This is a genomic window from Rhabdobacter roseus (genome assembly GCF_014202275.1).
GTDB lineage: Bacteria > Bacteroidota > Bacteroidia > Cytophagales > Spirosomataceae > Rhabdobacter > Rhabdobacter roseus.
Window position 1 is genome coordinate 63,261 of sequence record NZ_JACHGF010000011.1, and the last position, 12,965, is coordinate 76,225.

12 protein-coding genes are annotated in these 12,965 nt (G+C 49.2%); 6 read left to right on the forward strand and 6 right to left on the reverse strand.

What is annotated here, in order from left to right; all coding sequences use genetic code 11:
* Positions 1–27: 27 nt before the first annotated feature.
* The 4 genes from HNQ92_RS23895 to HNQ92_RS23910 all read right to left on the reverse strand — a co-directional run bounded on the left by HNQ92_RS23895 (position 28) and on the right by HNQ92_RS23910 (position 3,871).
* Entirely contained in the window at positions 28–606 is a 579-nt protein-coding gene (locus tag HNQ92_RS23895; protein ID WP_184178151.1) for an ExbD/TolR family protein, read from the reverse strand.
* A 37-nt stretch (positions 607–643) separates the two neighbouring features.
* Positions 644–1,267, reverse strand: coding sequence for an ExbD/TolR family protein (locus HNQ92_RS23900; protein ID WP_184178153.1), 624 nt, complete (start codon positions 1,265–1,267; stop codon positions 644–646).
* A gap of 44 nt (positions 1,268–1,311) precedes the next feature.
* Positions 1,312–2,151, reverse strand: a complete 840-nt coding sequence (locus HNQ92_RS23905; RefSeq protein WP_184178155.1) for a MotA/TolQ/ExbB proton channel family protein — start codon at positions 2,149–2,151, stop codon at positions 1,312–1,314.
* Positions 2,152–2,590: 439 nt separating this feature from the next.
* Positions 2,591–3,871, reverse strand: a complete 1,281-nt coding sequence (locus tag HNQ92_RS23910) for a DNA polymerase Y family protein (RefSeq protein WP_184178157.1) — start codon at positions 3,869–3,871, stop codon at positions 2,591–2,593.
* Between the two features lie 95 nt (positions 3,872–3,966).
* Between HNQ92_RS23910 and HNQ92_RS23915 the strand changes: the two genes are divergently transcribed.
* The 6 genes from HNQ92_RS23915 to HNQ92_RS23940 all read left to right on the forward strand — a co-directional run bounded on the left by HNQ92_RS23915 (position 3,967) and on the right by HNQ92_RS23940 (position 10,857).
* The gene (locus HNQ92_RS23915) at positions 3,967–4,671 is read left to right on the forward strand and encodes a S24 family peptidase (protein WP_184178159.1); all 705 of its coding nucleotides are present in this window, start codon (positions 3,967–3,969) and stop codon (positions 4,669–4,671) included.
* Positions 4,672–4,756: 85 nt separating this feature from the next.
* A complete protein-coding gene (locus HNQ92_RS23920) occupies positions 4,757–7,012 on the forward strand; it encodes an ATP-dependent helicase (RefSeq protein ID WP_184178161.1) in 2,256 nt (751 codons plus the stop codon).
* 88 nt (positions 7,013–7,100) lie between these two features.
* Positions 7,101–8,597 carry a DUF4301 family protein gene (locus HNQ92_RS23925; protein WP_184178163.1) on the forward strand — a complete coding sequence of 499 codons (1,497 nt, stop codon included), beginning with the start codon at positions 7,101–7,103 and terminating at the stop codon, positions 8,595–8,597.
* 120 nt (positions 8,598–8,717) lie between these two features.
* Complete coding sequence (locus tag HNQ92_RS23930; protein WP_184178165.1) at positions 8,718–9,752, forward strand: sensor histidine kinase; 1,035 nt, start codon at positions 8,718–8,720, stop codon at positions 9,750–9,752.
* The gene (locus HNQ92_RS23935) at positions 9,749–10,456 is read left to right on the forward strand and encodes an SGNH/GDSL hydrolase family protein (protein WP_184178167.1); all 708 of its coding nucleotides are present in this window, start codon (positions 9,749–9,751) and stop codon (positions 10,454–10,456) included. Before HNQ92_RS23930 ends, HNQ92_RS23935 begins: the two co-directional genes overlap by 4 nt.
* 98 nt (positions 10,457–10,554) lie before the next feature.
* Entirely contained in the window at positions 10,555–10,857 is a 303-nt protein-coding gene (locus HNQ92_RS23940; protein WP_184178169.1) for a Dabb family protein, read from the forward strand.
* 116 nt (positions 10,858–10,973) lie between these two features.
* Here the strand turns inward: HNQ92_RS23940 and HNQ92_RS23945 are convergent, their stop codons facing one another.
* Positions 10,974–11,990, reverse strand: a complete 1,017-nt coding sequence (locus tag HNQ92_RS23945; RefSeq protein ID WP_184178171.1) for a zinc-binding dehydrogenase — start codon at positions 11,988–11,990, stop codon at positions 10,974–10,976.
* 49 nt (positions 11,991–12,039) lie between these two features.
* The gene (murQ, locus tag HNQ92_RS23950) at positions 12,040–12,840 is read right to left on the reverse strand and encodes an N-acetylmuramic acid 6-phosphate etherase (protein ID WP_184178173.1); all 801 of its coding nucleotides are present in this window, start codon (positions 12,838–12,840) and stop codon (positions 12,040–12,042) included.
* Between the last annotated feature and the right edge of the window lie 125 nt (positions 12,841–12,965).

A 12,965-nucleotide genomic window follows, 5' to 3' on the forward strand; every position in this document is an offset into this window, starting at 1 on the left:
AGTTGGGTTAATGTTTTAATTTAATTACTACTGGTCTTTGGCCTCTACTTTATCCCCTAATAACTCTTTTTCCGAAGGAGTAAGTTCATCTACGAGGGCATAACGCTTGGTTTTGGTAATTGCCATCTCATCCAGAATATCTACCATGTTTCTATAGGTCGATGCGGGAGTAGGCTTGATAACGACCACAAATGGATCATTCCCCTGCTCATCCTTAGGATTTTGCGAATTGATACGTGTTTTAGACTTAAACACAATATCCCGAATTTCTGAGCCAAAGCGGGCTGTCCCCATATCGGTTTTGGCCTTGTCATCATCCGCCGCAATTCCATCCAGGTAGTAGATGTCGTTGTTCCGCCCCAGAAAAATCGTTAATACCTTCGAAGCTTTCAGGGGCTCCGTTTTCTCTTCAATTTTGTCCTTTGCCGGGACGTTGAGAGTCATGGATGTTGGCTTCGTCATGGTAGTAGCCAGCATAAAGAAGGTAATAAGGAGGAATCCTAAATCTACCATGGGGGTCATATCGACCCGGGTAGACATTTTTTTGGCCCTAACCTTACCGTCACCTTTACCGTGCCCACCACCGGATTCTACTATTTCTGCCATTGCTTTACTTTATTTTTTCAGGTGAGACCTTACTCTTTTACTCCTCTTCGGCCACCCAACCCGCTGGGGGTTGTTCAGAACCCGTAATCAGGTTGAACTTGTTGATATTCTGCGATTGCAGGTTTGCCAACACATCCTTGAATACTGGAAACTTAGAAGCGTTATCGCCTTTGATGGCGAGCCGGAGCTGGTTGTTGGCCTTACGGGCGGCATATACCCAGTCAGCTAGTTCACTCGTTCCGGTCGAATCAACCGGAATTCCGGGCTGCTTTACCTGGCTCATTTGATCCGGCGGCAGACTCAACCAGGACTTTAGCTGGCCAACGGGAAATCCGAAGCTGGATTGAAAAGAAAACTTCTGCTTTTCAAGATCCGTAAACGAAATCCCCTTGGTTTCGCCCATGTTCTCCAGCATGGCTACTCGGGTAGCTGCTGCATCCACGCCAAAGTATACTTTGCCCTCGGGACTGATGCTAATGATCATGATCTTTTCGTCCGGCACTTTGATCGCCGAAATAGACGTAGGTGTCGTGATCTCTGCTGCTTCGTTTGATTTAAACGTCGCCGTCATGATAAAGAACGTGAGCAACAGAAACGCTACGTCGGTCATGGCCGTCATGTCAGTCGTAGGTGGGTGCTTTTTTGGTCTTACTTTTCCCATACCCCAAATATATAAGTTTTTTTTATATTAACGAAATTTCAGAATTAATAGTGTGCAGCAAAATTTTGCTGGATACTCATTCCGATTTCGTCGATGCTATAAGTAAGGTCATCCACCCGGCTGTTTAGGTAGGCGTATGAAATGGTAGCAATAGCTGCCGTACCGATACCTAAGGCTGTATTAATCAAAGCTTCGGAAATACCCGTTGCCAGGGCTGCGGAGTCAGGCTGACCCGAAGTACCTAGGGCGGCAAAGGCCTTGATCATCCCGATTACCGTTCCTAGAAGGGCTAATAGGGTAGAGGCTGATGCCAGCGTAGCAATGATTGTGAGGTTTTTCTGAAGCATGGGCATTTCCAGGGTAGTAGCCTCCTCGATTTCTTTTTGAAGAGCGGCCAATTTCTGCTCTTTGTCCAGATTGGTTTCTGTCGTGAGCTGCTTGTACTTCTCCAGGCCGGCTTTAATTACATTTCCTACTGATCCTCTCTGCTTGTCACACTCTTTGATGGCTTCGTCAATTTGATTACGATCGAGCAGGGTTCTGATTTTCCGTACGAAGGCATCAATGTTGCCACTACCGCTTGCTTTACCCAGGGTAATCAGACGCTCAATGGTAAATACAAGTACAATTAAAAAACAGGTCATCAAAATAGGTACAATAGGGCCTCCTTTATAGACGATGCCGTAGTAGTCGCCGGGCTTTGGACCTTTTTCATGGTCACCATCAATAAAGTGATCGGGGGACCCCAACACAAACAGGTAAATTGAAAGGGCAATCACAAACAAAACGGGAATCACCAACGCTGGGTTTAAACCGCCTTTGCCTTTCTTCGGTGCTGCTGCAGGCTTGGCTGCTGGTGCCGGAGTCGTAGCTTTCTTTTCCATCAGACTTACTTTTAAAGGGTTAATTTAGATTTTTGGTTGTGAAAGAAATAAAAATTTGGGTTTAATAGATTTTTGTAAAATAAAATTTTGATTACAGCAAAAATAAGCGATTTCACAAAAGTATGCGTTTTCCTTTTAAAATAAAGCAAAGGTTCGGTCAGATTTTTGATATTTTTTAAAAAGGCAAATAAAAAATTGTACTATAATAATAATCTAATAGTCATTACCCCATTCTAATCATTGTTTAAACATCTTTTAATCAACGATTTAAATCCGTTAGTTATATATAGGTAAATTGTACTATGAATCCCTCAAAGACAAATTTGATTTCTATTATCAGGTAAATCTGACTCGAAAAATAGAGTCTTGATTAGAGAAAAGCAAATTTTATTCGGAGATTCCCTTCTATTTAACAACTTCTTCATTTTCCTCCTTGCTCCTACTCCTCTCCCTGCTTCTTTCTTAAATCACCGATGGATCCAAACCCGATGACATCTTTCAAAAGCAACTCCGTCTTGAGTTCAGAAACGCGCATAATCGCCTCATTTCCAAAACGTGTTTTGATGTCGTAGTAGGCCTTTCGAAGTAGGTCGCGCCGGGTATTGTTTTCAAAAAGTGTGTATTGTACCATTTCGGCCGGAACAAAATCATAAACACCGACGTGTAGGCGGCTCAAATAAATACTTAGTATCTGTTTGGGAGGCTGACCATGCTCGGCCTTTTTGATACGTTCGAGTAGTAAACGATGAATCTCGGCTCCATCTTGTATCGGAAGGCTACTTCGTACTTCAACCTCATAACGCAGAGAGGTTGTGTAGCGAGCGGAGAAGGTTATGGCTTTGCAAAACAGGGATTGCGTTACTAAGCGTTTTTCAAGGGAAAAACATAGCTTCATAAATAGAGTATGTACGTCCTCTACGGTTTGACGCTGTTCGGCGGATAAGCTTCGCATGGCCTGCATGCTCTTATAGTTTAACGGAGTAGTGAGATCCATTTCTCCGCCGAAGTTGAGACGATAATGCCAATGCAAGCCTACCACGCTGCGAACTACCTGACGCAATTTTTCGGGCGACGCCTGACGCAGGTGCAGGGGAGAGTCGATGCCTCCGGCTTGCAGGCGAGCGGCCATGGCACTACCTATACCGGGCAGATCGGTTAATCTTAAAGTACTCAAAATACGGTCTATGTTTTCTGGATCGATACATACCAAGCCATCGGGCTTTTGTAGGCCCGAGGCTAGCTTAGCTAGAAAAGCGTTGGGAGCTACCCCGATGGAGCAGCGAAGCCAGTCGCCTACATCACGGCGAATGGCCGCTTTCACTTTATGGCCCACATCCACTATATTTGGGTACATAAGCTGATGGTGGGTCAAATCCACGATCGCTTCATCAATACTTCTGGGAAAGACATCCGCCGAAAAGGTTTTTAATACCTCCATAATTTTAATGTGAAAGTCACGATAACGGGCAGGGTTGGTTTCTAAGGGCACCAAATCAGGGCATACTTTGATGGCGTCATCCAGGCGCATCCCTACCCTAACGCCCCGCCGCTTGGCCTCAATAGAAGGCGAAATCACACAGCCGTTGCGACCCGTATACACACACACCGCAACGGGCCTTTCCCGTAGCCAATAATTGACCTGCTGCTCACAGCTAGCGAAAAAGCTGTTCATGTCTACGAACAATACCGTAGGTTTCGTGTTGGGATTAGCGTGATTCATGGCTTTTTTTAGTAGCTAGTAGGATATTTGTTTTCTTTATTGTTATTTTTGTGTCATAAATATATGATACTTTTATCATAAACATCCATTGACATATGAAAAAGGAAGATGAATCAGGGCTTAGTATTCAGGAGCGTCTTAAAGAGGTGTTTGAAGCACTTGATCTAAGCATTTATCAAATAGCCAAAGACTTGGACGAGAATTCTTCCAAATTTTATAATATCCTGAACGGTCGCGCTAAACCCTCCTACGATACCATCTTACAACTCTTGAATCATTATCCTCAGGTGAGCGCAGATTTTTTACTGCGTGGTATTCCGCCCGTTCTTCATCCCGGCAACCCTTCCAATGCCCGTTTGCTGGCGGAGCAGACCTCCTACCAGGAAGTACCCTATGTACCTGTGAAATTTCACGCCAGCTTTGTGGAGACCTACACGCAGGGCTTTCGGTACGAAGAATTGGAAACCTACCGGGTCAATAGCGAGGTAGTTAAAAATCTGCGGAGCCCCGTAATTCTGGAAATTTCCGGGAACAGCATGACCCCCCAGCTGGCAGACGGAGCCAAAGTACTGGCTACGCCCATTGATCAAGGCGACTGGATGTACCAGTCCGGAGGCGTATTTGCGGTTATTTACCGCGACTTCTTCGTAGTGAAGCGTATTCGGGAAAATGAACTATTAACCAAACACTACCTTACCCTGCATTCGGACAATCCTTTGGGAGGAAGCGTAAGTGTGCCCGCTAATGAGATAAGGGGGATTTGGCGGATCGCGAGTATTGTAAGCTCTCCTGTCGAATAGGAGCTATTACCATTCTCCTCGTTTTTCCTACCTTTGACTTTTTCTTCTACCAGAAGGAAAAACGGAAACGAACTGGAGAGAAATTATGACTGATTATTTGTCGGGCCTGAACGAACCCCAACGACAGGCCGTCACCCACGGCGACGGTCCGCTGATGATTATAGCCGGAGCAGGGTCAGGCAAAACACGCGTACTTACCTACCGGATTGCCTACTTAATTGAGAACGGCGTGGACCCGTTCCGCATTCTATCGCTGACTTTTACCAACAAAGCTGCCGGTGAAATGCGACAGCGCATTGAAAAAGCGGTAGGCTACGAGGCCCGTAACATCTGGATGGGTACCTTCCACTCGGTATTTGCCAAGATATTACGCATCGAAGCCCGCTACCTGGGCTATACCAGCGATTTCTCGATCTATGACACCGATGACTCCAAGTCGCTGCTCCGCTCTATTATTAAGGAATATAAACTGGACGATAAGGTTTATAAGGTCAATGTCGTATTCAACCGCATTTCGGGTGCCAAAAACCGCCTCGTGTCGGCCGACGACTACCTCAACAACGCGCTGATCCAAGCCGATGACGCCGCCGCCCGGATGCCGGAAATTGGCCGTATTTTTAAAGCCTACACCATGCGTTGCTTCCAGGCCAACGCCATGGACTTTGACGACCTGCTCTTTAATACGAATATTCTTTTCCGGGACTTTCTGGAGGTACTTAACAAGTACCAGCACAAGTTTAAACACGTCATGGTGGATGAGTTTCAGGACACCAACGTGTCGCAGTACCTCATTACGCGCAAGCTCTCGGCGGTGCATCGCAACATCTGCGTAGTGGGTGACGACGCGCAGAGCATCTACGCCTTCCGGGGGGCCAACATCGAAAACATTCTTAACTTCGAAAAGGACTTTCCGGACGTACGTACCATCAAGCTCGAGCAAAACTACCGCTCCACGCAAACCATCGTCAATACAGCTAACTCGGTCATTGCCCGCAACAAGGCTCAGCTCAAGAAAGAGGTATTTACCCATAATGACGAAGGTACCCTTATCGACGTCATCAAGGCAAACTCCGACAACGAGGAAGGTCGGCTCATCGCGACGGCGATCTTTGAAGAAAAGATGCAGCAAAGCCTGACGAACTCTCACTTTGCGATTTTGTACCGTACCAACGCCCAGTCGCGGGCTTTTGAAGAGGCGCTTCGGAAGCTGGGCGTCAAGTACCGCATTGTGGGTGGGCTGTCGTTCTACCAGCGGAAGGAGATCAAAGATTTGCTGGCTTACCTGCGCTTTATCGTTAACCAGCAGGACGAGGAAGCTTTCAAGCGAATCATTAACCTACCCAAACGAGGTATCGGCGATACCACCGTAGCTAAGATTGCCGTAACAGCCGCCGAGCATAACGTATCGATTTGGCAGGTAACCGGCCATATTCATCAGTACGTAAGCGGGCGCTCGACCACGCCCATCGAACAATTTGCTACGCTTATTAAAAGCTATATGCTCTTAGTGGAGCAGGGAAAAGATGCGTACGAAATGGCTTCGCACGTAGCCAAAACCTCCGGTCTACTTCGTGAACTCTACGAAGACAAAACCGTGGAGGGGCTCTCGCGCTACGAAAACATCCAGGAGCTGCTCAATGCGATTAAGGAATTTGTAGACAATGCTGATAACGAAGATAAAACGCTCAGTGCGTTCTTGCAATCGGTGTCGCTGCTCACGAATGCCGACGAACCCGATGACGATGGGGATACGGACCGCGTTACGCTTATGACGATTCACTCGGCCAAAGGACTGGAGTTTCGTAATGTCTATATAGTAGGGATGGAGGAGGATCTGTTTCCTAGTCAGATGATGCTCGAAAGTCGGCAGGATTTGGAAGAGGAGCGGCGCTTGTTTTACGTAGCCATCACCCGGGCCGAACGAAAACTTACCTTCTCCTACGCCGAAAGCCGGTATCAATGGGGACGCTTGAAAATGTGCGAGCCCAGCCGGTTTCTGCTCGAGGTCGACCAACGGTACCTCAATACCTCCAAAACGACCCGCAGCCTGAACGAACGGGAAACGAGCCCCAGCCCGATGGCCTTTTTGAAAAATATGACGCCCCGCTCCGCGACTTCGCGACCGGCCGCCAGCAGTGCGCACGTACCCTCCTCTGATTTCAAAGCAAGCGATACCAGCACGCTTTCCGAAGGGCAGCGGGTGGAACACCCCAAGTTTGGCTTTGGACTGGTTAGCCAAATCGATGTAAACGGTACTGACCGCAAAGCCGTGGTGAAGTTTGACACGGCGGGCGAAAAAACCCTACTGCTGAGTTTTGCCAAATTGCGCATCTTGGAATAAATGTACTTTCTTTTCCCGTAAATTTCCTGCTTCGCTTCCTTATAGTACCTAAGTACCTACTCAAACACCCTAAACCAAGTATAGTAGTATGTTTAGTTCAGATGATTTACTTCAAATAAAAGAGCGAGGTAGTGATACTTCGCTGATAGAGGAACAAATACAGTACTTCGTAGACGGCTTCCCGTTTCTTCCTCTTTCCAAAGCCGCAACCCTGGGTGACGGCATCATTTACCTTAGCGATGAGCAGGTGGCAGAGTTGGCCGCCGAATTTGAGAAAAACACCGCGGAGGGAGAACTGGCCCTGCTGAAATTTGTGCCGGCCTCGGGCGCCGCAACCCGGATGTTTAAGTCGCTATTTTCGTTCCTGGAAGAAGGAAAGACCGATTCATCCGTCGAGGCTTTTTTTACCCGCCTGTCGGAATTCGCTTTCTACGAAGATTTGCAGGACGCACTGGCTTCTGACGGCCACGACATTCGTACAGCCGATCGCCAATTGCTCGTGGACTATTTTCTGACCGACAAGGGGCTGGGCTACGGTAATCTGCCTAAAGGGCTACTGGAGTTTCACCGCTACGACGAAAGACCCCGCACTCCGCTGGAAGAGCATTTGGTAGAAGGTGCGCTCTATGCCAACGCGGGCGGGCGCGTACAACTGCACTTTACCGTATCGCCCGAGCACCGCGATAAATTTGAGAAGCTGGTCGTGGAGGTACTTCCCACCTACGAGAGCCGCTTTGGTGTAAAGTACTTCGTTTCGTTTTCGGAACAACAAGCTTCCACCGACACCATCGCCGTCAACCTGGACAATACTCCCTTCCGTGAAAAAGACGGACGGGTACTTTTCCGTCCGGCGGGGCATGGCGCGCTGCTGGAAAACCTAAACGCCCTCGAAGCGGACATCGTCTTCATCAAGAACATCGACAACGTAGTACCTGACCGCCTTAAGGAGCCGACCGTAGCATATAAGAAAGCGTTAGCAGGGGTACTTCTCCGCTACCAGAAGCGCATTTTTGGGTATCTGGAAAAACTGGATAACTCTCAGGACGCCGGGCTGATTCAGGAGCTGGATGATTTTTTGCGTCAGGAACTGTGCATTGCTCCTCCTGCGGCCTTTAGCAGCTGGGCCGACCAGGAAAAGGTAGCTTATTTCCGTCAAAAGCTAGACCGCCCCTTGCGCGTGTGTGGCATGGTGAAAAACGAGGGGGAACCCGGCGGCGGGCCCTTTTGGGCAACCAATGCCGACGGATCGGCCTCCCTACAGATTGTGGAATCGGCCCAGGTAGCGATGGACGATCCCGCCCAGCGGACAACCTTCCAGGAAGCAACGCACTTCAACCCGGTAGACCTGATCTGTGCTTTAAAAAATCGCCAAGGTACCTACTACGACCTGCGTCGCTACCGCGACCCCAAGACGGGCTTCGTGTCGACAAAATCCAAAGACGGAAAAGACCTCAAAGCCCAGGAGCTCCCCGGCCTCTGGAACGGCTCCATGGCCGACTGGAATACCCTCTTCGTAGAAGTACCCCTGATTACCTTCAATCCCGTGAAGACCGTCAACGACCTACTTCGCGAGCAGCATCAGTAGCAGCATCAACTACTTATAAGGATACGATTACCCGCGGAAGGACTTGGACGACAAGCCTTCCGCTTTCTTTTTCGCGCTACTTTAGTCTTATCTTTGCACCCAGAGAACCCATCCTTCCCTATGTCGCTCAGTCCTCGCTTTCTTGCTTTTTTGCTCGCGTTTCTTATTTCGGCCATCACGACCTCCTTCCTGGCATTCGTCAATGATGTTACGTCGAGCATGCTGTTTGTGGTGGGTGTTTCCAGCTTTGTGGTGTCCTTCTTTCTGGTACTTTATACCATCGAGATCATTGTGTACCGCGAGGTAAACAAGATGTACCGCAGTATCCATAAGCTGAAACTCAAAGATTTTAGTATTTCACGAAAATCTTTGATCCGGGAGAATAATCCGCTGAAACGGCTCAACGACGAAATCTTCGTGTATGTAGCCAAGAAGCAAAAAGAAATCGAGGAACTCCGAAAGCTCGAGCAGTTTCGGCGCGAGTTTCTGGCGGATGTATCGCACGAGCTCAAAACCCCCATCTTTGCTGCGCAGGGTTTTATCCATACCTTGCTCGACGGAGCCATCGACGACGAAAATGTCAGGGACCGCTTCCTTAAAAAAGCCGCCAAGAGTTTGGACGGATTGGACGCGCTGGTTAAAGACCTGGTGACCCTGTCGCAAATGGAAACGGGAGCCATCAAGATGAACATAGAGGTGGTTGACCTACGGCTCGTGACGGATGATGTACTGGAGCGGCTGGAAAAAATTGCGCAGGATCGAAAGGTGACGCTGAAGGTAAAGCCCGACAAACTACCCGAAGTGCGCGTGAGGGCAGATCCGCAGCGCATTGAGCAGGTGATGGTCAACCTCATCGAAAATGCCATCAAATATAACCACGAAGGAGGTAAGGTGATCATCCACTTCGACGAAGAAAAGAAGCACTTTGGAGTATCCGTCCGCGACAACGGGCCCGGCATACCGCCCGAACACCTCACCCGGATCTTTGAACGCTTTTACCGGGTAGACAAAAGTAGATCCAAGGAGCGCGGCGGAACGGGCCTCGGGCTGGCCATTGTGAAACATATCCTGAATGGGCACGGTTCTAAGATTGCCGTCATGAGTAAGCTCGATAAAGGCACGACGTTCACCTTCAAACTCGAAAAAGCCGAATGAATGGATTCCTCTCAGTAGCCGGACTTGCGCTGAGCCTGCTGGCCTGCCTCTCCGATCCTATATCCTCTACCGTTCCCGCTTCGCCCGATATCGTTCCGGTCCCGGCGTACCGCTTCCTTTCCTTGGGCGACTCGTATACCATTGGTGAGAGCGTACCGGTTTCCGAGCGCTGGTCTGTGCAGCTGGCCGCGATGCTGCGGGAAGAAGGCGTTCCGCTACAGGTACCTACCATCCTGGCCCAGACTGGCTGGACCACGGCCGAGCTGCAATTTGCTATTCAGCAAGCCAAGGACACATCTACCTATGACCTGGTGTCTTTGCTGATTGGTGTCAACAATCAATACCGGGGCCAAAGCCTAGGGCGCTACCGGACGGAATTTAAAGAATTGCTTGACCTTAGTACCCACTTTGCTCGCGGACGGCCGGAGCGGGTTTTCGTACTTTCCATTCCCGATTGGGGCGTTACGCCCGCGGGCCTATCGCGACGCCAAAAGACGGCCACTGAGATTGATGCTTTCAACACCGTAGCCAAAGAAGAATGTGCCAAGGCGGGTATTCTATTTATAGACATTACCCCTCTATCCCGAACGGCCCTGAATAACCCTAGCCTGATTGCTTCGGACAATCTTCACTTTTCTGGAAAAATGTATAAATTATGGGCGGAAGAAGCTTTTCTGACTGTGAAGCGAATGGTTACCAAGTAGTCCTTCCAGATTCTGTAAGCTGTATTTATCCAACATTTTTTACCTTTGTCAATAGGTACCTTTTACTCTACCTTTATTCCCATTCAACCTATCTTACCATGTTTGTACACTCCGTTTACTTTTGGCTTAAAGAAAAAGACAACACCGAGGCGCAGCAAGCGCTGTTGGCCGGTTTAAAAACGCTCGAAAGTATTGAAGCCGTTCACACCGCCTACGTGGGGGTCCCCGCCGAGACGCGTCGGCCGGTGATCGATCATTCTTACGACTTTTCACTGGTATTGGTATTTACGGACCAAGCGGCTCACGATATTTATCAGGAGCATCCAGTTCACTTAAAGTTTGTGGAAAACTGCGCACACCTTTGGGACCGAGTTCAGATTTATGATGCGGTTCTGGCTTAAAAGTTCAAGCACGGGAGCTTGATTTCCACCAGAAAGGGTAGTTATCCACATCGACTGTGTGGATAACTACCCTTTCTGGTGTATAACTTCTTCAGTAACAACCTTTGGGCATCTATTTAGGACTCAATGGTCAATACGATTTTGCCAAATTGCTCCCCAGCATCCATGCGCCGAAGCGCGTGCTCGGCTTCCTGGAGCGGATAGAGCTCATCAACTACTGGCATAAGTTCTTGATCTTCTACAAAACGAAGCATCGCTTCAAACTCGGCTTCGGTCCCCATGGTAGTACCTAGTATAGTAAGCTGTTTGAAGAACGCTTTCGCCGGTACTACGTCCGTAATGTTCCCGGCAGTGCCTCCATAAAAACAGATGCGCCCACCCGGAGCGGCCAGGTCGAGAAGACGCGCGAAGCCTGCACCGCCCGCACCATCAATGATGACGTCAAAGTACCCCCGCTTGGGTGCTCGGACCTTCATGAGCAGGTCGCGGTACCAGGTAGGTACTTTGTAATTGACGCCCCCCCGAGCACCAAGTGCAACTGCTTTACGGATCTTTTCGTCGGAGCCGGACGTAACCCACACTTCTGCTCCCGCCGCCAGCGCAAATTGTACCGCAAACAGCGCTACCCCTCCGCCTGCACCCGTCACCAGGACCCGTTCACCTTCCCGAAAAGACGCCCGCGTCATGAGGGCCCGCCAGGCGGTAAGGCCCGCCAGCGGAAGTGTGGCGGTTTGCTCGAATGAAAGATGGCTAGGCTTCATGGCCAGGTACCGGGCTTCCACTTTTACGTATTCTGCAAAGGTACCTTGGTCGGGTAAGCCCAGGATTTTGTAATCATCCCCATAGTAGCCAGGGTGGTCGCCCCAGTGGTGGGATGGGTTGATCACTACTTTTTTTCCCAACCAGTAGTCGGCTACACCTTCTCCTACCTGTGCCACTACCCCGGCTCCGTCGGAGCCTAATACAAGGGGTGTTTTGATGTTAGGGTAAAGGCCTTTTTGAATCCATACGTCACGGTGGTTGAGAGCTGCTGCTTTTAGTTCTACAAGTACCTCGCCTGGCCCGCAGGTAGGCGTAGGTACTTCAGTATAGCGTAAAGGCTGATGAAGTTGTTCGAGTAGGGCCGCTTTCATACAAGTTGGTTGTTTAAAAAAGTACAAGTAGGTAATGAGAGTTGCGTTTTTAGGTACGTCCTGCTTCAATAGCCCCCCGCACGCTGCCGTGCGCATCCAGCAGCGCTTCTGCTTCCTCGCGCGTGGTACTTAGCTCGTCCATCACCATCCCAATCGCGCGCTCCACCAGCTTATGGTTGGTCATCTGCATATCCACCATCTTATTTCCTTTCACTCGCCCCAATTGGATCATCACGGACGTAGAGAGCATATTTAGTACGAGCTTCTGGGCCGTACCTGCTTTCATGCGGGTGCTGCCCGTCACAAACTCGGGCCCCACGACTACCTCTACGGGATACGCGGCGGCCTCGGCTACGGCCGAGTTTTCGTTACACACAATGCAACCGGTAAGTACCCCTTGTTTGCGTGCTTCGACCAGCCCGCCGATAACATAAGGTGTGCGTCCCGAAGCTGCTATTCCTACTAACGTGTCCAGTTCCGTAATGTGATATTTCTGTAGGTCCTTCCAGGCTTGCTCGGCATCATCTTCCGCAAATTCAACGGCTCGGCGAATGGCTTGGTCGCCTCCCGCTATAATACCAATCACCAGGTCGTGGGGCACTCCGTAGGTAGGCGGGCACTCTGATGCATCTACTACGCCCAATCGGCCACTTGTGCCGGCACCGATGTAAAACAAACGTCCGCCTTGACGCATACGCTTCACGATTTGTTCTACTAAAGCCTCTAATTGAGGAATAGCCCGTTCTACTGCCTGAGGCACCGTTTTGTCTTCCTGGTTAATACAGGTTAGTAGCTCTTTAACCGTCATCCTTTCCAGATGATCGTAATGAGAAGTCGTTTCAGTAGTCATCTTGAGAGGTACTTATAAATAGTACTTGTTGAAGATCAAAAATAATTATTTTTAAATTCAATAGGCATTTCTGAGCACAATACTGACATAAAACTAAGAATTATACAAAAAAGGAGGTAGATAAT

Coding starts and splice junctions, on each gene's coding strand:
- HNQ92_RS23900 (WP_184178153.1), bottom strand. CDS start 1,267: ATGGGAAAAGTAAGACCAAAAAAGCACCCACCTACGACTGACATGACG.
- HNQ92_RS23920 (WP_184178161.1), top strand. CDS start 4,757: ATGACTGATTATTTGTCGGGCCTGAACGAACCCCAACGACAGGCCGTC.
- HNQ92_RS23925 (WP_184178163.1), top strand. CDS start 7,101: ATGTTTAGTTCAGATGATTTACTTCAAATAAAAGAGCGAGGTAGTGAT.
- HNQ92_RS23930 (WP_184178165.1), top strand. CDS start 8,718: ATGTCGCTCAGTCCTCGCTTTCTTGCTTTTTTGCTCGCGTTTCTTATT.
- HNQ92_RS23905 (WP_184178155.1), bottom strand. CDS start 2,151: ATGGAAAAGAAAGCTACGACTCCGGCACCAGCAGCCAAGCCTGCAGCA.
- HNQ92_RS23895 (WP_184178151.1), bottom strand. CDS start 606: ATGGCAGAAATAGTAGAATCCGGTGGTGGGCACGGTAAAGGTGACGGT.
- HNQ92_RS23940 (WP_184178169.1), top strand. CDS start 10,555: ATGTTTGTACACTCCGTTTACTTTTGGCTTAAAGAAAAAGACAACACC.
- HNQ92_RS23910 (WP_184178157.1), bottom strand. CDS start 3,871: ATGAATCACGCTAATCCCAACACGAAACCTACGGTATTGTTCGTAGAC.
- HNQ92_RS23935 (WP_184178167.1), top strand. CDS start 9,749: ATGAATGGATTCCTCTCAGTAGCCGGACTTGCGCTGAGCCTGCTGGCC.
- HNQ92_RS23945 (WP_184178171.1), bottom strand. CDS start 11,990: ATGAAAGCGGCCCTACTCGAACAACTTCATCAGCCTTTACGCTATACT.
- murQ (WP_184178173.1), bottom strand. CDS start 12,840: ATGACTACTGAAACGACTTCTCATTACGATCATCTGGAAAGGATGACG.
- HNQ92_RS23915 (WP_184178159.1), top strand. CDS start 3,967: ATGAAAAAGGAAGATGAATCAGGGCTTAGTATTCAGGAGCGTCTTAAA.